General features: G+C 64.0%; 21 protein-coding genes. 8 read left to right on the top strand and 13 right to left on the bottom strand.

Annotated features, from left to right (window positions below; genetic code table 11):
- Positions 1-75: 75 nt before the first annotated feature.
- The 9 genes from AC629_RS25695 to AC629_RS25655 all read right to left on the bottom strand — a co-directional run bounded on the left by AC629_RS25695 (position 76) and on the right by AC629_RS25655 (position 8,739).
- Positions 76-276, bottom strand: a complete 201-nt coding sequence (locus AC629_RS25695) for a hypothetical protein (protein WP_074122401.1) — start codon at positions 274-276, stop codon at positions 76-78.
- Positions 277-399: 123 nt separating this feature from the next.
- Positions 400-1,569, bottom strand: coding sequence for an acetyl-CoA acetyltransferase (locus tag AC629_RS25690; RefSeq protein ID WP_084807718.1), 1,170 nt, complete (start codon positions 1,567-1,569; stop codon positions 400-402).
- Positions 1,570-1,629: 60 nt separating this feature from the next.
- Positions 1,630-2,280, bottom strand: a complete 651-nt coding sequence (eda, locus tag AC629_RS25685; RefSeq protein ID WP_084807717.1) for a bifunctional 4-hydroxy-2-oxoglutarate aldolase/2-dehydro-3-deoxy-phosphogluconate aldolase — start codon at positions 2,278-2,280, stop codon at positions 1,630-1,632.
- Between the two features lie 12 nt (positions 2,281-2,292).
- Positions 2,293-3,267, bottom strand: a complete 975-nt coding sequence (locus AC629_RS25680; RefSeq protein ID WP_084807716.1) for a sugar kinase — start codon at positions 3,265-3,267, stop codon at positions 2,293-2,295.
- Positions 3,268-3,290: 23 nt separating this feature from the next.
- Positions 3,291-4,277: a D-erythronate dehydrogenase gene (gene denD, locus AC629_RS25675; protein WP_084807715.1), complete on the bottom strand. Its 987-nt coding sequence runs from the start codon at positions 4,275-4,277 to the stop codon at positions 3,291-3,293.
- 65 nt (positions 4,278-4,342) lie between these two features.
- On the bottom strand, positions 4,343-5,236 hold the full coding sequence (locus AC629_RS25670) for a carbohydrate ABC transporter permease (protein ID WP_084807714.1): 894 nt from the start codon (positions 5,234-5,236) through the stop codon (positions 4,343-4,345).
- Positions 5,229-6,188 carry a carbohydrate ABC transporter permease gene (locus AC629_RS25665; protein WP_084807713.1) on the bottom strand — a complete coding sequence of 320 codons (960 nt, stop codon included), beginning with the start codon at positions 6,186-6,188 and terminating at the stop codon, positions 5,229-5,231. The genes AC629_RS25670 and AC629_RS25665 overlap by 8 nt, the downstream gene beginning before the upstream one ends.
- Before the next feature lie 103 nt (positions 6,189-6,291).
- Positions 6,292-7,608: an ABC transporter substrate-binding protein gene (locus tag AC629_RS25660; RefSeq protein WP_245331999.1), complete on the bottom strand. Its 1,317-nt coding sequence runs from the start codon at positions 7,606-7,608 to the stop codon at positions 6,292-6,294.
- A 69-nt stretch (positions 7,609-7,677) separates the two neighbouring features.
- Positions 7,678-8,739 carry an ABC transporter ATP-binding protein gene (locus AC629_RS25655; protein WP_084807712.1) on the bottom strand — a complete coding sequence of 354 codons (1,062 nt, stop codon included), beginning with the start codon at positions 8,737-8,739 and terminating at the stop codon, positions 7,678-7,680.
- 204 nt (positions 8,740-8,943) lie between these two features.
- On the opposite strand from AC629_RS25655, the gene gntR reads away from it, so the two are divergent.
- The 5 genes from gntR (at position 8,944) to AC629_RS25630 (ending at position 14,010) form a co-directional block, all read left to right on the top strand.
- On the top strand, positions 8,944-10,044 hold the full coding sequence (gntR, locus tag AC629_RS25650; protein ID WP_074122394.1) for an HTH-type transcriptional regulator GntR: 1,101 nt from the start codon (positions 8,944-8,946) through the stop codon (positions 10,042-10,044).
- A 114-nt stretch (positions 10,045-10,158) separates the two neighbouring features.
- Entirely contained in the window at positions 10,159-11,988 is a 1,830-nt protein-coding gene (locus AC629_RS25645; protein WP_084807711.1) for an IlvD/Edd family dehydratase, read from the top strand.
- A gap of 123 nt (positions 11,989-12,111) precedes the next feature.
- Positions 12,112-12,843: an SDR family oxidoreductase gene (locus AC629_RS25640; protein WP_084807710.1), complete on the top strand. Its 732-nt coding sequence runs from the start codon at positions 12,112-12,114 to the stop codon at positions 12,841-12,843.
- A gap of 20 nt (positions 12,844-12,863) precedes the next feature.
- Positions 12,864-13,610 carry an SDR family NAD(P)-dependent oxidoreductase gene (locus tag AC629_RS25635; protein WP_084807709.1) on the top strand — a complete coding sequence of 249 codons (747 nt, stop codon included), beginning with the start codon at positions 12,864-12,866 and terminating at the stop codon, positions 13,608-13,610.
- A 7-nt stretch (positions 13,611-13,617) separates the two neighbouring features.
- Complete coding sequence (locus tag AC629_RS25630; protein ID WP_084807708.1) at positions 13,618-14,010, top strand: GFA family protein; 393 nt, start codon at positions 13,618-13,620, stop codon at positions 14,008-14,010.
- Here AC629_RS25630 and AC629_RS25625 read toward each other — a convergent pair.
- Positions 13,961-14,923 (bottom strand): DMT family transporter, encoded by a 963-nt coding sequence (locus AC629_RS25625; RefSeq protein ID WP_245331998.1) that lies wholly within the window; start codon positions 14,921-14,923, stop codon positions 13,961-13,963. The genes AC629_RS25630 and AC629_RS25625 overlap by 50 nt on opposite strands.
- A gap of 91 nt (positions 14,924-15,014) precedes the next feature.
- On the opposite strand from AC629_RS25625, the gene AC629_RS25620 reads away from it, so the two are divergent.
- From AC629_RS25620 to AC629_RS25610, 3 genes are all read left to right on the top strand, one after another.
- Positions 15,015-15,881 carry a LysR family transcriptional regulator gene (locus tag AC629_RS25620; protein WP_084807707.1) on the top strand — a complete coding sequence of 289 codons (867 nt, stop codon included), beginning with the start codon at positions 15,015-15,017 and terminating at the stop codon, positions 15,879-15,881.
- A gap of 74 nt (positions 15,882-15,955) precedes the next feature.
- Positions 15,956-16,636, top strand: coding sequence for a site-2 protease family protein (locus tag AC629_RS25615; protein ID WP_084807706.1), 681 nt, complete (start codon positions 15,956-15,958; stop codon positions 16,634-16,636).
- A gap of 62 nt (positions 16,637-16,698) precedes the next feature.
- Positions 16,699-17,121, top strand: a complete 423-nt coding sequence (locus tag AC629_RS25610) for a hypothetical protein (protein WP_143199439.1) — start codon at positions 16,699-16,701, stop codon at positions 17,119-17,121.
- On the opposite strand, the gene AC629_RS25605 is transcribed toward AC629_RS25610, so the two are convergent.
- The 3 genes from AC629_RS25605 to exbB all read right to left on the bottom strand — a co-directional run.
- Entirely contained in the window at positions 17,109-17,936 is an 828-nt protein-coding gene (locus AC629_RS25605; RefSeq protein WP_084807704.1) for a TonB family protein, read from the bottom strand. The two genes, AC629_RS25610 and AC629_RS25605, sit on opposite strands and share 13 nt — an antisense overlap.
- A gap of 19 nt (positions 17,937-17,955) precedes the next feature.
- Entirely contained in the window at positions 17,956-18,423 is a 468-nt protein-coding gene (gene exbD / locus AC629_RS25600; protein ID WP_084807703.1) for a TonB system transport protein ExbD, read from the bottom strand.
- 3 nt (positions 18,424-18,426) lie between these two features.
- The coding region (exbB, locus tag AC629_RS25595) for a tonB-system energizer ExbB (protein WP_245331997.1) at positions 18,427-19,204 on the bottom strand (778 nt) is incomplete at its 5' end.

Below are 19,204 nucleotides of genomic sequence, written 5' to 3'. Positions count from 1 at the left end.
CAGCTAAAGGCAGCGACGTCGCGCGCGCAAGGGCGGCCGGCGTATGGCCGCATGCGCCGCGCGGCGATGCGGCCGCTATTTCTTCTGGCGGGATTCGCGGATCTTGAGCAGCCGCTCGAGCTCGTCGTTCTGCTGGTTGATGCGGTCGGCGATGCGCGCCTCGTTCTGCTCGCCGGAAGCAGCGGCCGCCTGCTCGATGAGCTGCCGGATATTGTCCTCAAGGATCGCGATACGGTCGTTGAGTTCGTCGAGAGAAAGCGAGTCGTCGTTGCTCATCATGTGTTACCCCCAAATCAATCAGGAGCCGTAGGGTGGGCAAATCAAGCCGCGCCCACCATGATCTAGCGCAAGAAAAAGGTGGGCACGGCGCAAATGCGCCTTTGCCCACCTTACGACAGCCTACTTCAGCGGCTCAAGCACGGAGACGTAGTTGGCAACCGCCGCGCCGCCCATGTTGAAGATGCCGCCGAGCGTGGCGTTCTTGAGCTGCATGCCCTCGGGCGCCTGTCCCGCAAGCTGCATCGCGGTCATCACGTGCATGGAGACGCCGGTTGCGCCGATCGGATGGCCCTTGGCCTTCAATCCGCCCGACGGATTGACCGGCAGCTTGCCGTCCTTGAGTGTCCAGCCCTCCTTGATGGCGCGGGCACCCTGCCCCTTCGGCGTCAGGCCCATCGCTTCGTATTCGATCAGCTCGGCGACGGTGAAACAGTCGTGGGTCTCGACGAAGGAGAGATCGCTGAGCGCGACGCCCGCCTTCTCCAGCGCACGCTGCCAGGCGACCGTGCAGCCCTCGAACTGGAGGATGTCGCGCTTGGACATCGGCAGGAAGTCCTGGGCGTGCGCGGTGGCCCGGAAGCCGATCGACTTGCTCATGCCCTTGGCGGTCTCGGCATCGGCCAGCACCAGCGCCGCTGCGCCGTCGGAGACCAGCGAGCAGTCGGTGCGCTTCAGCGGTCCCGCGACATAGGGGTTCTTCTCGCTCTCGGCGCGGCAGAAGTCGAAGCCGAAATCCTTGCGCATCTGGGCGAAGGGATTGGCGACGCCGTTCTTGTGGTTCTTGGCCGCGATCAGCGCCAGCGCATCGGACTGGTCACCGTATTTCTGGAAATAGGAGCTGGCGATCTTGCCGAACACGCCGGCGAAGCCGCCGACGGTGTCGCCGTCCTCAGGCAGGTAGGATGCCTTGAGCAGGTTCTTGCCGATCTCAGGTCCCGGCGTGCGCGTCATCTGCTCGACGCCGACGACCAGCACGATCTTGGCCGCGCCGGCCGCGATTGCGCGCAGGCCCTGGTGCACCGCGGCAGAGCCGGTGGCGCAGGCGTTCTCGACGCGGGTCGCCGGCTTGAAGCGCAGCTTGGGGTCGGCCTGGAGCACCAGCGAGGCGGTAAAATCCTGCGGCGAGAAGCCGGCGTTGAAATGGCCGAGCACGATTTCGTCGACGTCGGAGGCCGAAATGCCGGCATCCGCCAGCGCCTCATTGGCAACGCGGGTGACGAGGCTTTCGACGGTCTCGGTGTCGAACTTGCCGAACGGCGTATGCGCCCATCCGACGATGCTGGCGGTCATGGTCTCTTCTCCTTTGGGTCTCTCACCTGACCTAAGTCTTAGCCTAGGGATGGCAAGACTTCACGCCGCTTTCAGGGCTTGCAGCGTACGCTGGCAGATGGCAGTTATGCCGGCCCAGTTCCCGGCCCTGATCTCGGCCGTCGGGCAGAGCCAGGAACCGCCGACCGCGACCACGTTGGGTTCGGCGAGCCAGGTCGCCGCATTGGCCTCGCCGACCCCGCCGGTCGGGCAGAACCGCACGTTCGGGAACGGCCCGCCGAGCGCGCGGAGGCCCTTGATGCCGCCGGCCTGCTCGGCCGGGAAGAACTTTGCGAGGTCGAGGCCGTAGGACAGCGCCAGCATCAGCTCGGACGCCGTGGCAATGCCCGGCGCGAAGGGCAAGGCGCTGTCGGCGGCGGCCTTGAGGAGGTCGGGGGTCACGCCCGGGCTGATGCCGAACGCGACGCCGAGCTTCTCGACACGGGTGAAGTCGGCCGGATTGAGAATCGTGCCGATGCCGACGATCGCCTCGGGGACTTCGGCCATCATCGCCCTCGCTGCCTCGATGGCAACAGGGGTACGCAGGGTCACCTCCAGCGTGCGGACGCCGCCGGCAACCAGCGCACGCGCCAGCGGCACGGCGTCCTGGATGCGCTCGATGGTGAGGACGGGAATGACGGTCGCGGCCTTGAACAGCGCGACGAGGTGGTTCTGTTTGGCGGTCGTGGTCATCAATCTTCGATTCTACTTGGTCGCTTGGCGCGAGGTCGCCGGCCGGGGCCGCTTCTTCGGCGGCATGGCATAGCCCGGAATGATGGCGCCAGGATAGCAGATCACGAGGCTGGCGAGGCGATGCCCGGCCTGGGCGGCTTCGACCGGATCAGAACCGGCAAGCCGGGCGGTTATATAGGCGGCGGCAAAGCTGTCGCCCGCGGCCGTGGTGTCGACGACGGGCTTGGTCATCGGTTCTGCACGGACTTCGCTGACGCCGCCGGGGAAGCGCAGCCGGCTCACCGGTTCGGCGAGCCGGAACACCAGCTCAGGCGTCGGGATGCGCGCCATCAGCTGATCCTGGCTCTCGCCGGGATAAAGCGCGAGCAGGTCCTCGGTCGAGGTCAGCACAATGTCGGCGGCCGCGAAGGCCGCGGCAAATACCTCGCGCGCGACATCGCGATCGGGCCAGCCGCGCGCGCGGAAATTGGTATCGAACACGAAGCGCGTGCCGAGCAGGCGCGCGCGCTTGATCGCCGCGAACAGGCGATCGCGCCCGGCCGCATCGTAGATCGAGAGCGTGATCGCGGAGAGATAGACGATGTCGTAGCTCGTCAGCGAGTTGAGGAGCTCGTCCGTCTCCGGCAGGTTCATCAACTGGCGCGCCGCCGCGCTGTCGCGCCAGTGGAAGAACTGGCGCTCGCCCTTCGCATCCAGCTGGATCATGTAGAGGCCGGGCAGCTTGCCCGGCAACCGCACGACGCGCCGGGTCCCGACGCCCTCGGCGGTCCAGGCCGCGATCATCTCATCGCTTAATGCATCATCGCCAAGCGCGGTAAGATAGTCGACCTTGACCTCGAGCCGCGCGAGATAGACGGCGGTGTTGAGGGTGTCACCACCGAAGCCGCGCGAATACAGGCCGCCGCCCTGCCCTTGCCCGCTGGACTGTCCGCCCTGAGCCTGCCGGAGCTCGACCATGCATTCGCCGATGCAAGCAACGCTCGCCATCACTCTACCCGCTCAATCACAGATCAGGCGACGAAATTGCCGCCGAGCTCATCTTCAATGTGAATGCGGATGATATCGTCGAAGGTCTTTTCTTCCGTGGTGAAACCGAGCTCGCGCGCCCGCTTCGCTTCGAAATTGCGCGGCCAGCCGCCGACAATGCTGACGATGAAGGGATCCAGCTCGTGCTTGATTCGCGCGGCGACCTTTTCGCCAGCCACCCGCTTGAGCGCAGCAATCTGCTCGCCGACCGTTGCCGAAAAGCCAGGCATGGTCAGATTGCGGCGCGGGCCGACCTTTGCGAGATCCATGGTGCCGGCGTGGAGCAGGAAGCCGACAGCGGAGCGCGGCGTGGCGTGCCAGTGGCGGACGTCCTCGGACACCGGAAGAACCGCTTCCTTGCCGGCCAACGGCTCACGCAGGATGTTGGAGAAGAAGCCCGATGCCGCCTTGTTGGGCAGGCCGGGCCGGATGCAGATCGTCGGCAGGCGGATGCCAATGCCGTCGAGGAAGCCGCGGCGGGAATAGTCGGCGAGCAGCAGTTCGCCGATCGCCTTCTGCGTGCCGTAGCTGAGCAACGGCGTGTGGAAGAATTCGTCTCCGATCGCATCGGGGAATGGCGCGCCGAACACCGCGATCGAGGAGGTGAAGACCACGCGCGGCTTGTAGCCGCCGCCGACGAGCCTGATGGCATCGAGCAGCATCCGTGTGCCGTCGAGATTGATGCGGTAGCCCTTGTCGAAATCGAGCTCGGCTTCACCCGAGACGATCGCGGCGAGATGGAAAATCACGTCCGGGCGGCCGGCGATCAGCTTTTCGGCTGCACCGGGGACAGCGAAATCGCCTGATACCGTGTCGACGGCGAAACCGGCCTTCTCGGGCCTCTTGGGCTCGACCACGTCGTGGATGGTCAGCTTGGTGATGTCACTCTTGCCGAGCCGGCCGTCGCGCAACAGCCGTTCACACAATTTGCGGCCGACCATGCCGGCGGCGCCCAGAACCAGAATATGCAAGAGCCTACTCCTTCTTATTGGCCGGAACGCGCCGCTCCTGACGCGCTCTCAGGCAGGCCCCGCGATCATTCCTTCACGGCGCCGGTCATCGCCGACACATAATGCTCCACAAAGAAGGCGTAAAGGACAACCAGCGGCAGCGAGCCGACCAGGGCGCCCGCCATCAAGGACCCCCATTTGTAGATGTCGCCGTCCACGAACTCGTTGACGACGGCCACCGGAACGGTCTTGTTCGGTGTCGATTGCAGGAAGGTCAGCGCGTAGATGAACTCGTTCCAGCACAGCGTGAACGAGAAGATGAAGGCCGAGATCAGCCCGGGCACCGCCAGCGGCACCACGATCTTGACCAGGATCTGCCAGCGGCTTGCCCCGTCGATCAGCGCACATTCCTCGAGCTCGAAGGGGATGGTCTTGAAGTAGCCCATCAGCAGCCAGGTTGAGAACGGGATGAGAAGCGTGGGATAGACGAGGATCAGCGACAGCGGAGAATCGAACAGCCCGTAAGCCTGGATCACCGAGGCGAGCGGGATGAAGAGGATCGAGGGCGGCACGAGATAGGCGAAGAAGATCAGGACACCGACCGTGTCGGCTCCGCGGAAACGCAGCCTCACGATGGCATAGGCGGCCAGCACGCTAGCGATGATGGACAGAGTCGTGGCGCCGAGCGCGACATACATCGTATTCCACAGCCAGCGCGGATACTGGGTCTCGAACAACAGCTTGCTGACGTGCTTGAAGGTGGGATGCACGACCCAGAACGGGTTGTAGGTGTTCATGTCGATGAGTTGCTCGTCCGGCTTGATGGCCGTCAGAACCATCCAGTAGAACGGGAACAGCAGCACGATCAGGATGATGAAGAGAGGCAGATAGAGCGTGACGAGACGCCTCGGCACCGACTCCAGATAGCTCATGCCCTCGGCGTCGTCGGTGGCGGCGGATTGCAATGTGGAGTCAGTCATTGTTGCCTCCCTGCTGCCATTTGCGGCGCTGCATGCCGAACCACGAGATCGCAATCGCCGCGAGCAGGAACGGGATCATCGCGGTGGCGATCGCCGCGCCTTCGCCGAGGCGTCCGGAGATGATGCCGCGCTGGTAGCTCAGCGTCGCCATCAGGTGCGTCGCATTGACGGGACCGCCGCGGGTCAGCGCCCAGATGAGCTGGAAGTCGGTGAAGGTGAACAGCACCGAAAAGGTCATGACCACGGCGATGATCGGCGTGAGCAGCGGATAGGTGATGTGGCGGAAGCGCTGCCAGCTCGTCGCTCCGTCGAGGGTCGCGGCCTCGTAGAGCGAGGGAGAGACGGTCTGCAGGCCAGCGAGCAAGGTGATGGCGACGAAGGGAACGCCGCGCCAGATGTTCGCGATGATGACGCTGGCCCGCGCCCAATTCGGATCGCCGAGAAAGTCGATGTTGTGCGAGATCAGGCCGAGCCTGGTCAGCGACCAGGAGATGATCGAGAACTGGGAATCGTAGATCCACCAGAAGGCAATGGCCGACAGCACGGTCGGCACGATGAAGGGAATCAGGACGATCGATCGGATGAACGCCTTGAACGGCATGTTCCGATTAAGCAGCAGTGCGAGATACAAGCCGATCGCGAATTTGATGGCGCTCGCGACGATCGTGTACAGCAGCGTGTTGAACACCGACAGCCAGAAGATGGCGTCGTCCCACAGCCACTCGTAGTTCTCAAGCCCGATGTAGACGCCGGTGCGTCCAATGCGCGCGTCCGTGAAGCTCATCCAGACGCCCAGCCCAAGCGGATAGGCCAGGAACAGCAGCAGGAACGCGGCCGCGGGCAGCATGAACCACACCGCGATGAAGTTACGGTCGGCACGCACGCGCGACCACCGCGAGACCGCGTCGGCCGACGGCGTGCGGGCGGGTATTGAGGCTTGGACGGTGCTCATTCCAACTCCAGTTCCGAAAGACAACGCCCGGCCGCTCCGAAGACAAGCCGAGCATTGCCCGCAGCAGAATGCGGCCGGCGCCCGTGAGCGCCGGCCTTTCCGATCAGCGGAAGATGCGCTTGGTCGAACGCTCCGCGGTCGCCATCGCCGTCTTCAGATCCTCTCGCCCGGTGCAGTAGTTTGCAAACATGTCGACGACGACGAAGTCAGCAATCGCGGCCGCCGCGCCCTCGCTCATTTGCGCGAGACCGGCCGGGGTCATCGCGGTCGCGGCGACATCCCGGTACGGCGTGTTCTTGGGATCCGCCGTCCAGATCGGGTTGGCATCGTAGGCCTTCAGGAAGTGCGACAGATAGCCCTGCGCGGCCTCGATCCAGGGATTGAACTGGGCGGGCTCGAGCATGAACGCCGTGAACGCCTTGCAGGTCTGCGGATACTTCGTGAAATTGTAGACGAGGATCGGGAAGCCCAGATGCAGCTCTCGCGTCTTGCCGTCGAGGCCGGCCGGCAGATGCGCGTGATTCATGTCCTCGGCGATCTTGGGAGCATCCTTCTTGGCCGCGACATAGACCGAGATGCCGTTGACGGTCAGAAAGAGCTGGTCGGCGAGGAACGCCTTGTTGTTGTTGCTGTCGTTCCAGGAGGCCGTGCCTGGCACGAAGTTCTCGTAGAGCCCCTTCACATATTCCAGCGCTTTGGCGGTCTCGGGCGAGTTGATGATGACCTTGTTGTCCTTGTCGATCAAATTGCCGCCATGCGCCCACAACGCCCAATGCAGCCAGCCGTTGGCATCGCCGGAGGCGTGGCCCAGCGCCATGCCGGCGGGCGCACCGTTCTTATTCATCGCCTTCACGAGGTCGGCAAAGCCGGCCAGGTCCTTCGGGAAGGTCTTGTGTCCGGCCTTCTCCATCGCCGAGATGCGGTAGTTCACGAGACCTCCGGTCGCGGCGACGGGAATGCCGATCCACTTGCCGTTGAGCTTGCCATAGGCCTCGCCGGACGGCGTCCAGCCGCCGTTCACCTTCGCGAGATGGTCGGCGACATCGGTCATGTCGGTGCATTTGGAGGGAAACAGGAACGGCAAGGAGTAGAGACCCCAGACCATGTCGAGGCCCTGGCCAGTGTTCGCCGCCACGGAGGCCTTGGGCTGGACATCGTCATAGGCCTCGTTCGACACGTTGATGGTGACGTTGTTGGCCTTCTGGAACGCATCGACGATCTTGAGGAAGGCAGTGTCTTCAGCTTCGACGAACCGCTTCCAGCGCAGCATGTTGATCTTCGCACCAGCTTCCGGCTTCCACTGAGCCGTCTGCGCCCAGGCCCGGGCGTAGCCGAGCAGTTCTTCGCTCGACATGGCGGCCGCGGCGGCCAGCAACGTCGCTCCGCCCTTGAGCACCGAGCGCCGGTCAGTCAAAAAAATTCGCCATCTGTCGTCTTCTCCCTGGTTCTTATTCTGTGGTTCTTATTGTGTGGTTTGAAACTTCACTCGCTACATGCGTTTGCCTGTCGCCTCGTCGAACAGGTGAACCAGCGCCGGATCGGGCTTCAGCCGGACCCTGTCGCCCGGATTGAACTGGTGACGCTCGCGGAAGACCGCGACAACCTGCTCGCCGCCCACCTTCGCGAACACCTGGGTCTCGGAGCCGGTCGGCTCGACCACTAGGATCTCGGCCTCGGCGCCGTCGTCGGCAATGGTGAAGTGCTCGGGCCGCACGCCGTACACGACAGGCTTGCCGTCAGAGCCCGCCGGCGCGGTCTTGAGCGGCAGCTTGACGCCGTTCGGACCCTCGAAGGTCGCAACGCCGTTCACGCGCACATGGCCTTTGAGGAAGTTCATCGCGGGAGAGCCGATGAAGCCGGCGACGAACTGGTTGTCCGGCTTGTCGTAAAGCTCGAGCGGCGTTCCCATCTGCTCGACGATGCCGTCATGCATCACGACGATCTTGTCGGCCATGGTCATGGCCTCGATCTGGTCGTGGGTGACGTAGACGGTCGTGGTCTTCAGCCGCTGGTGCAGCTCCTTGATCTCGGTGCGCATGGCGACACGCAGCTTGGCGTCGAGGTTCGACAAGGGCTCGTCGAACAGGAAGACCTGCGGATCGCGCACGATGGCGCGGCCCATGGCGACGCGCTGGCGCTGGCCGCCGGAGAGCTGGCGCGGATAGCGATCGAGCAGCGGCGACAGAGCGAGAATTTCGGCGGCGCGCTTGACGCGCTTGCTGATCTCGTCGGAGCCGGCGTTCCGCAGCTTCAGCGAGAAACCCATGTTCTCGGCGACGGTCATGTGCGGGTAGAGCGCGTAGTTCTGGAACACCATCGCAATGTCCCGCTCCTTGGGCTGGACATTGTTGACGACGCGGTCGCCGATCGAGATCGTGCCGGAGGTGATGTTCTCAAGGCCTGCGAGCATCCGCAGAAGCGTCGACTTGCCGCAACCGGAGGGACCGACCAGAACGACGAACTGGCCATCCTCGATCGGAATCGACACGCCGTGCAGGACTTCAAAATTGCCGAACGATTTCCGCACGTCGCGGATTTGCACAGACGACATCTAGCTCCCTCCTCCGACCCGACGACGCAACTGTCGCGCCGCCACCGTCTTGTTTTTTCTGAACTTCGCTGAACGAAGCCCGGTCATACCGGGCGACATTGTCAGCAGTTTGTGCGGCTTTGGCAATTTGTCTTTGGTTAGTCGTTGCTGGTAGCGCTGTCAACGTTCCTTTGTTTGCGGGAGTGACTGTGTTAAGAGCAGCGAATGGGTCGAAAACGCACCAAGTCAGGCAAAATCCGGCTGGCGGAAGTCGCCGAGCTTGCCGGAGTCAGCCCGATCACCGCGTCCCGCTTCTTCCGTAATCCCGAGGCGCTGTCGGTCGCCAAAAGGACGCGGGTCGAAAGCGCCGCCAAGGAGCTCGGCTATGTACCGAACCTCGCGGCACGCGCGCTGGCCTCGCAACGCACCGAAGTGATCGGTGTCCTGATCCCCTCGCTCACCAATAACGTGTTCTCGGACGTGCTGCGCGGCATCTATGACGCCTCCGAAGGCAGCCGGTACTCGATCCAGTTGTCCAACACACGCTACAGTATTCTCCAGGAAGAGAGGCTGCTGCGCCTGTTTCTTGCGCAGAAGCCGGCCGGCCTCATCGTCACCGGCATCGACCAGACCACGGAATCGCGCGCGATGCTCGAGGCCGCCGACTGCCCGATCGTGCAGATCATGGAGATCGGGCCCAATCCGGTCGATATGATGATCGGCTTTTCGCACTATGATGCAGCGCGCGCAGCGATCGCCCACCTGTTCGATCAAGGCCACCGCAAGATCGGCTTCGTCGGGGCGCGCATGGACCCGCGGGTACAGCGGCGGCTGGATGGCTATCAGTCCGCCATGAAAGACGCCGGCCTGTTCGAGCAGCGCCTCGTCGTCACGACTGCCACACCGACTTCAGTGACGCTCGGCGGAGCCCTGTTCACCGATCTGCTGGCGCGCGAGCCCGACATCGATGCGGTGTTCTGCGCCAATGACGATCTTGCGCTGGGCGTGCTGTTCGAATGCCGGCGCCGTGAGATCGCCGTCCCAGAGCAGATCGCGATCGTCGGATTCAACGACCTCGAATTCATGGCTTCCGCGGTCCCGACCCTCACCAGCGTGCGCACCAACCGTTACGAGATGGGCAAAACAGCCGCCACCATGCTGATCGAGGCGATCGACGGACGGCGCCCTGAGCAGCCGGTGCTTGATCTCGGCTTCAAAGTGATCGAGCGGCAAAGCTCATCGTCGCGGCGCTCGGACAACGGGCCAGCCGTTTCCGGCGCGGCTGCGGCGAACAAAATGATAGCGTTACCAAGTAGCCGCGACTAGTATCGGATTTGTGAGGAAACGACCCGCCAACGGGAAGCTGCTCGCGCCGTTGGGCATCGCACAAGCCAACACCATGATACGGACGCCAGTGCGTTTGCATTGCAGGAGAAACCAATGACAAAAAAACCAACCAATGGGCATGCGCCCGCCGGCAACAGCACTCGCCGCCACCTTCGCTCGCAGGAATGGTTCAACAACCCGCATAATCCGGGCATGACCGCGCTCTATATGGAGCGCTATCTGAACTACGGCCTCACCCGGGCCGAGCTCCAGTCCGGCAAGCCAATCATCGGCATCGCGCAGACCGGCAACGACCTCTCCCCCTGCAACCGCCACCACATCGAGCTCGCCCACCGCGTTCGCGAGGGCATCCGCGAGGCCGGCGGCATTGCGATGGAATTCCCGACCCACCCAATCCAGGAGACCGGCAAGCGCCCGACCGCGGCGCTCGACCGCAACCTCGCCTATCTCGGCCTGGTCGAGATCCTCTACGGCTATCCGCTCGACGGCGTGGTGTTGACCACCGGCTGCGACAAAACAACGCCGGCCTGCATGATGGCGGCGGCGACCGTCAACCTGCCCGCGATCGTGCTGTCGGGCGGCCCGATGCTCAACGGCTGGCATGCCGGCGAACGCACCGGCTCCGGCACCATCGTCTGGAAATCGCGCGAGCGGCTCGCTGCGGGCGAGATCGATTATGAAGAGTTCATGGAGATCGTGGCCTCCTCGGCGCCCTCGGTCGGCCATTGCAACACCATGGGCACTGCCTCGACCATGAACGGGCTGGCGGAAGCGCTCGGCTTTTCGCTGCCGGGCTGTGCGGCGATCCCCGCGCCCTATCGCGAGCGCGGCCAGATCGCCTATGAGACGGGAAAACGCATCGTCGACATGGTCTGGGAGGATCTCAAGCCCTCGGACATCCTGACCCGGAACGCGTTCGAGAACTGCATCGTGATCAATTCGGCGATCGGCGGCTCGACCAACGCGCCGATCCACATCAATGCGCTGGCGCGCCATATCGGCGTCGAGCTGTCGATCGACGACTGGCAGAAGGTCGGCCACGACGTGCCGCTGCTGGTCAATATGCAGCCGGCCGGCTTCTATCTTGGCGAGGAATTCCACCGCGCCGGCGGCGTGCCGGCTGTGGTGCGCGAACTGATGAAGCACAAGCGCATCCATGAGGACGCGGTCACGGTCAACGGCCGCGGCATCGGCGAGAATTGCAAGAACGCGCCCGCGCCCGACAACGACGTGATCTGGGCTTACGACAAGCCGCTGGTGAAGGACGCCGGCTTCCTGGTGCTGAAGGGCAATTTGTTCGATTCCGCGATCATGAAGACCAGCGTGATCTCCAAGGAATTCCGCGACCGTTACCTCAGCAATCCGAAGGACCTCAACGCCTTCGAGGGCCGCGCCATCGTGTTCGAGGGTCCGGAGGACTATCACGAGCGGATCGACGATTCCTCGCTCGACATCGACGAGCGCTGCGTGCTGTTCATCCGCGGCACCGGTCCGATCGGCTATCCTGGCGGCGCCGAGGTCGTGAACATGCAGCCGCCGGCAGCCCTGATCAAACGCGGCATCCTGTCCCTGCCCTGCATCGGCGACGGCCGCCAGTCCGGCACCTCGGGCTCGCCGTCGATCCTGAACGCTTCGCCGGAAGCCGCCGCCAATGGCGGTCTTGCGATCCTCAAGACCGGCGACAAGGTGCGCATTGACCTCAACAAGGGCAGCGCCAACATCCTGATCTCGGACGACGAGCTGAAGAAGCGCCACGCCGAGCTCAAGGCCAACGGCGGCTTCAAGCATCCGCCGAACCAGACGCCGTGGCAGGAGATCTATCGCAACACCGTCGGCCAGCAATCGACCGGCGCCTGCATGGAGCTCGCCACGCGCTACCAGAACGTCGCCGGCACCTTTGGTGTGGCGCGGGATAATCATTAGCAAAGATCGTCATTCCGGGGCGCGACGCAGTCGCGAGCCCGGAATCCAGGAGCATGGATTCCGGGCCTGCGCCTGACGGCGCATCCCGGAATGACGGCACCAATTCAAAGGAGAACAACAAAAATGGCAGACCGCCTCAAGGGAAAGCGCGCAGTCGTCACCGCCGCAGCCGCCGGCATCGGACGCGCATGCGCCATCGCATTCGCGCGTGAAGGTGCGACCGTCATCGCCACCGACATCAACGAGAGTGGCATCGCCACCTTAAGCAAGGAAGGCGTCGCCGAGACAGCGAAACTCGACGTGCGCAACACCGCCGACGTCAACGCCTTCGCCAACCGCGTCGGCAAGATCGATATCCTGCTCAACGCGGCGGGCTTCGTGCACCACGGCACCATCCTGGAGTGCTCGGAAGAGGATTTCGACTTCTCGTTCGACCTCAACGTCAAGTCGATGCACCGGACCATCAAGGCGTTCCTGCCGGCGATGCTCGCGGGCGGTGGCGGCAGCATCGTCAACATCTCCTCCTGCGCGGCGCTGCGGCCGCCGGCCAACCGCTATGTCTACAGCGCCTCGAAGGCCGCGGTGTCGCTGCTGACGCGCGCGGTCGCGCTCGACTTCATCACCAAGGGCATCCGCTGCAACAGCATCTGCCCCGGCACCGTCGAGACGCCCTCGATGCTCGACCGCGCCGCCGCGCAAGGTCCGCAGGGCAAGGAGATGTTCATCTCCCGCCAGAAGATGGGCCGGCTCGGCACCGCCGACGAAATCGCGTCCATGGCGGTCTATCTCGGCAGCGACGAAAGCGCCTTCACCACCGGCGTCGACCTCGTCGTCGACGGCGGCTACATGCTCTGACGCCTAAGGGATCACATCTCATGAACAAGATCGATCTCAACGGCCGCGTCGCCGTCGTCACCGGCGGCGCGCAGGGCTTTGGCCGTGCGATCACCCAGCGCTTTGTCGATTCCGGCGCCAAGGTCGCGATCTGGGATTTTGATGCAGCGCTGGCCGAGAAGACGGCGAAGGAGATTGGCGGCGAGACCAGAGTCTTCAAGGTCGACGTCACCGATACCGCAGCCGTCGAGCAGGCCCGCGATGCCACGCTCGCCGCGTTCGGCAAGATCGACATCCTCGTCAACAATGCCGGCATCGCCGGCGTCAACAAACCGGTTTGGGAGACCGACCTCGAGGAATGGCGGAAAGTCCTGCGCATCAACCTCGACGGCCCCTTCATCTGCTGCAAGGCGATCGTGCCCACGATGCTCAAGCAGAAGTACGGGCGGATCGTGAACATCGCGTCCATCGCCGGCAAGGAAGGCAATCCAAACGCGTCGCACTATTCGGCCTCCAAGGCCGGCCTGATCGCGCTGACGAAATCGCTCGGCAAGGAATTGGCGGCACACGACATCCTCGTGAACGCGGTGACGCCGGCAGCGGCGAAGACCGCGATCTTCGACCAGATGACGCAGCAGCATATCGACTTCATGCTGTCGAAAATCCCCAAGGGACGCTTCGTGCTGGTGGAAGAGCTCGCCGCAATGGTGAGCTGGCTCGCATCCGAGGACTGCGCGTTCTCGACCGGCGCCGTCTTCGATATTTCCGGCGGACGCGCAACCTATTGAGAGAGCCATGATCCGGGAAGGTGGATGCCTGTGCGGCGCGGTGCGGTTCAAGGCGCAAGGTGAGCCGCTCAATGTCCGCATCTGCCATTGCCGCATCTGCCAGAAGGCGATGGGCTCGCCGTTCTTTGCCCGCGCGCAGTTCGACCAGAAAGCGCTGACCGTCGAGGGCGACACTGGACGTTATGCGTCATCGGAGAACATCGACCGCGTGTTCTGCAAGCGTTGCGGCACGCGCCTGTTCTCCTGGCGGCGCAATGGCACGCTGGCTGGCGTGGCGCTCACCACCTTCGACGACCGCAACGCCTTTGCGCCGACCGAGCACATCTGGGTCTCGGAAAAGCTCGCTTGGCTCAAGCTCGACGACGGCCTGCCGCAATATCCGACGACGATCCCGGCGTGACGTCAGGATCGGTCTGACGCGTCGCGCGCTCGGCCCCTCCTCGCTGCCCGGTCGTCGTGGCGATCCAGATCCCTGCGAACACCGCGACGATGCCGGCCGCGAGATTCCAGCGTAGCGGCTCATCGAGCAAATAGGCGCCGACGAGCGATGCCGTGATTGGATTGACCGTCACCGAGATCGCGACGCGTGTCGGTGTCGTTCGTTCCAGCGCGAAGGCCCAGAGATAGAATGTCAGCGCCGCGCCGAAGGCGCCGAGATAGACGGCCGCCAGCCATTGCGGCGCGCCGAAGCCTGCGACGGGCGCGAAGCTGCCGCGGACGCATGAGAGCAGGATGAGGCAGGCCGCGCCCGCAGCCATGCTCATGGTGGTGAAGGCGATCGGACCGGAGCGCCGGATCAACGGCTTCGACCAGATGCCATACAGCGCCATGCACAGCGCCGCCGTGATCATCAAGAGATCGCCGCGCCAGGCTCCCGTCGGGGCAGAGGTCAGATCGGAGAGAAGCGCAACCGCAACGCCCAACGTCGCCAGCACGACGCCGACCGATTTGCGCCAGGTCAGGGCTTCGGCGCCGAGCGCGGCCCCGATCACCAGCGACAACAGAGGCAGCGTCGACAAGGCGAGCGCGCCGCGCGCTGCTGTGGTGAAAATGAGCGACGCATTGAACAGGATCGGGAACAGGGCGAAGAACAGGATGCCGAGCCCGGCTGCGGCGGCCCAGTCCCCTCGCTCCGGCCAGCGGTCGCCACGCAGCAGCGTCAGGGGCAACAGCAGGAGGAAGCCGATGCCGAACCGGAACGAGCCGATCGCCAGCGGATCGATGGCGCTGACGAGATAGCGCGTGGCGCCGATCGATGTGCCGCCCAGTCCGCTCGACAGCACGGCAGCCAGAACGCCGGATATCTCGTCCACGATTCCTCCCGTTGATCAGCTCAAAAAACAGCATACGGGGCACGCCGAAACAGGGAATGGAATTTCCATCATGCTGGGATAAGGTTTCGTCATGAGCTCGCCCGATCTCGACCCTGATCTTCTGAAGGCCTTTCTCGCGGTCACCGAGCATCGCTCGTTCACACGCGCAGCGGCCGCGCTCAACCGGACCCAATCGGCCGTCAGCGTCCAGATCAGACGTTTGGAAGAGCGGATCGGCACAAAGCTGTTTCACCGGAACAGGACCGGCATCGCGCCGACGGCCGCGGGCGACGAACTGCGCGCCTATGCGAAGCGCATCCTTGCCCTCAATGCGGAAGCGGTCGGCGCAATTCATGCACGCCAGACCGAAGCCGTGATCCGCCTCGGCGTGATGGACGATTACGGCACGATCGTCATTCCGCCCCTGCTGGCGAGCTTTGCAAAACACCATCCGCTGGTGCAGGTCGAGATCGAGACCGGATTGACGTCCACGATGCCGGCGCGACTTGGCGAAGCCTACGACCTCGTCATCGCCATGCATCCGCAGGGACGTGGGGACGGTGAGCTGTTGAGGTGCGAGCAGCCGGTTTGGGCGGCTTCCGCCTCCTATCGGGCCGGGGCGCGGGATCCACTGCCCGTCGCGCTATACCCGCCGGGCTGCCTGTTCCGCCAATGGGCCGCGGAGGCGCTCGATGCGGCTGGCCGGCCCTGGCGCCTCGCTTATGTCAGCCGGACGTTGGCGGCGGCCACACAGATCGCGGCTGCAGGTCTTGCGGTTACGGTGGTGAAGGCCGGCACCCTGCCCCCTCACCTCCGGGACCTGTCGGGGCATGATGACCTGCCGCCGCTGCCGGCAGCGGATATCCGCCTCCACCGTGCGCGCAACCTGTCGCAGGCTGGCGGCCTGCTCGCCGATCACTTGCAGCGTGGCATTTCGGAACCGGCCACCCTATGTTGACGTGAAGCGTTGCTGCACCGCCGGTTTGGCTGGGACGGTTGCAAGGCCGCAGGCGAAACCGGGACAGACGAGCCGTGGACATTTCCTTCTATGACCTTTCGGTTTGGGTGCTGCCGCTGGTGCTCGCCATCACCTTTCACGAGGCCGCGCACGGCTTCGTGGCGCATCGCCTTGGCGACGACACGGCGTGGCGGCTCGGCCGCGTCAGCTTCAATCCGCTCCGCCACATCGATCCGTTCGGCACCCTGATCCTGCCGGCGATGCTGCTGTTTGCGCATTCGCCGTTCCTGTTCGGCTATGCCAAGCCTGTGCCGGTGAATTTCCGCAAGCTCAACAACCCCAGGCTCGATATGGTCTGGGTCGCGTTGGCCGGGCCAGCCACCAACATCCTGCTGGCGCTCGCCACGGCCCTTGCCCTGCACGCCTTGCCCTGGGCGCCGGCTGGCTCGGCGCAGTGGATCTTCGACAATCTCAAGAATTCGCTGGTGATCAACGCGGTGCTGGCGGTGTTCAACATGATGCCGATCCCGCCACTCGACGGCGGGCGCGTCGCAGTCGGGCTGTTGCCGCGGCCACTTGCCCTGCCGCTGGCCCGGCTTGAGCGGTTCGGTATGCTGATCCTGATCGGCCTCCTGATCCTGCTGCCTCTTGCAGGTTCGCAGTTCGGTCTAAATCTTGATGTTATCTCAGCAATACTGCGAACGTTGACGGGTTATGTGATTCAGACTGTTCTCTTTCTGACCGGCAATGCGTAGTTGAAGGCGACATCCGAAGACAAGCCGAAGGGCTCGAGGCCGACTTGGTCAAAGCTGCCGATATGCTGATCGCGCGACGCGCCGACACCCGCGCCCGCGCCGATTTTGCCACCTGGAAAATGATGGCCAAGCTCAACGGGTCGTCCGCGCTGCCTCCGGAGGCGCAGGAATTCCTCGCAAGCTACAAGAATCTCTTGGCTCAGATGAGCGAGGGTGAAGCCACCGAGGCCACGATCGGCGCGATCTACAAATCCTACTATGCCGAGATGGGCGGCGCAGGAACTCCGCCCGACGTCCGCCCCCGCCCGGCCGTACCCGCGGCGGACAATGTTACCGCCTTCCGCCGCCCGGCACCCAAGCCGAAGAAGGTCAACTTCTTCGGAGCAACGGCGGCCGGCGGCCCCCAGAAACGGCCGCTCCCGGTGGCGCTGATCTTTGCCTGCCTGGTCGTGGTCTATGCCGGGATCAGGCTCTACTGGCGCTGAGCTGACTTCTTTTTCTTCTTCGCGTCCGGCGGCGGAAAACTGATTTCGACGGTGCGATCGAAATGATCGTCGGTCAATCCGGCAGGAGGTGGCTCGAAAGGATCAGACTTGTGCACCATCGCGATCGCAGCTGCATCGTATGCGGCATCCCCGGACGACTGGACGACATCAGCCGATAGCACATTCCCTCTTCGGTTGATCGAGAAGCTGACTTTCACCTTCTGATTACTGTTCTCTTTGCCTTCCGGATTGATCTGGTGCAGCTTGAGACGCGCGCTGATTTTTCGGTTCCAGTCCATCGTCAGCTTCAGAATGTCCTTGCCGATACCGGCCACAGGCGCCAAAGCCTTCTCGGCCTCGCGGGTCGCCTCCTCAAAAGTCTGCCGGACCATGTCAATCTGCTTTGGCGCGGCTTCCATCGCCGGAGTTTCAACGGCCGCCACCTTCGCATCGTCGTCCTGTTCCTTCTTCGCCTTGCGCTCGGTGACGATGCGATCGGGATCGTCGACCTGTTGCGGCCGATCCTGTGGAAGCTCCGTCTCCTGCGTTTCAGCCTTCTGCTGCGGAAGCTCTGGGCGCTCTTCTTGCGCTTCAGAGTCGATGGGCCCGGTCGGCATGTCGGATTCTTGAGCTTCCGGCGAAGCCATCTCGACTGCGAACTCCGCCCCCGCAGCGCCCAACCCTTCGTCGCCCTCGTCGGCCCGCAGGTTTGCGAGCGCGAGCGCAGCCCCACCCAAATGGAGTGCGAGCGCCGCTACCGCGGCCAGGATCCACAGCCTCCGGGATGACCTGGGTTCGAGCTCAGCGTTAGACATGGCAATCCCTTGGCGCCCCCTATGGCTGTGCAGGGCCCGCGGCAGCAGCGCCCGCTGGCGCGCCCGCGCTTTCCAGCGCAACCAGCTTGACGCGCGTATAGCCGCCGGAGCGCAACAGCTCCATGACGCCCATCAACTCGCCATAAGGCACGGAGCGATCAGCACGCAGGAAGATGTACTTGTCCTTGCTCATGTCGGACAGCCCGTCGAGGCTCGAGATCAACTCGGCCCGGTTTACGGCGTTCTCTCCTATGGCAAGCCCCAGATCGCGCTTGATGCTGAGATAGGTCGGCTTGTCCGGTTTCTTCTGCGGTGTCGAGCTCGACGTGGGCAAATCAATCGGCAGGTCGACCGTCGAGAGCGGCGCCGCGACCATGAAGATGATCAGCAGGACGAGAATGACGTCGATGAACGGCGTGACGTTGATGTCATGCGTTTCCGAGAAATCGTCGTCATCGACGTCGTTGTCTGCGAGCGAAACGCCCATGGTTCACTCCGCCGCGCGCGAATGCATGCCGCCGTGGCTGCGGTCGAGATCGCGCGAGAGCAGCCGCGCCGCCGTACCCGAGCCGCGGCTGACGAGTTCGAGATAGCTTTTCGTCATGCGCGCAAAGTGGTTGTAGATGATGACGGCGGGGATCGCGGCGACGAGGCCGATCGCGGTGGCAAGCAGCGCTTCGGCGATGCCGGGCGCGACCACGGCGAGGTTCGTGGTCTGCGATTTCGAAATGCCGATGAAGCTGTTCATGATGCCCCAGACCGTGCCGAACAGGCCGACGAAAGGCGACGTGGAGCCGATGGTCGCGAGCACCCCCATACCGACGCGGATGCGACGCTGTTCCGCCCGCACGATCTCGGCGAAGCTCGAGGCGGCGCGCTCCTTGATGCCGGCATCGCTGGACAGTCCGGCCGACATCCGCGCCTCACGCAGCGCCGCCGCCAGGAAGGACGACAGGACGCCCTCCTTGGTGCCGAGCGCCATCTGCGCCTCCGCAAGCGACCGCGCCTCCGCAACCTTTTTCAGGGCTGAACGAAGCTTGCCGGAGGCAACCGACAATTCGATCGACTTGGCGATGAAGACGGTCCAGGTCATCAGCGAGGCGAAGGCAAGGCCGATCATCACCGCCTTCACGATGATGTCCGCCGACATGAACATCACCCAGGGCGACAATTCCTTCATCGCCGGCGCGATCGCGGTCACCGCATCGGGCTTCGCGGGCGCCGGATTGGTGGCCGCAGGCGTCGCCGTCGGAGCAGCGGGGGGCGGT

This window comes from Bradyrhizobium sp. NAS80.1, from assembly GCF_001908205.1.
Taxonomy (GTDB): domain Bacteria; phylum Pseudomonadota; class Alphaproteobacteria; order Rhizobiales; family Xanthobacteraceae; genus Bradyrhizobium.
Note: the sequence above shows the minus strand (reverse complement) of the source record. Positions and strands in the feature narration are given on the sequence as shown.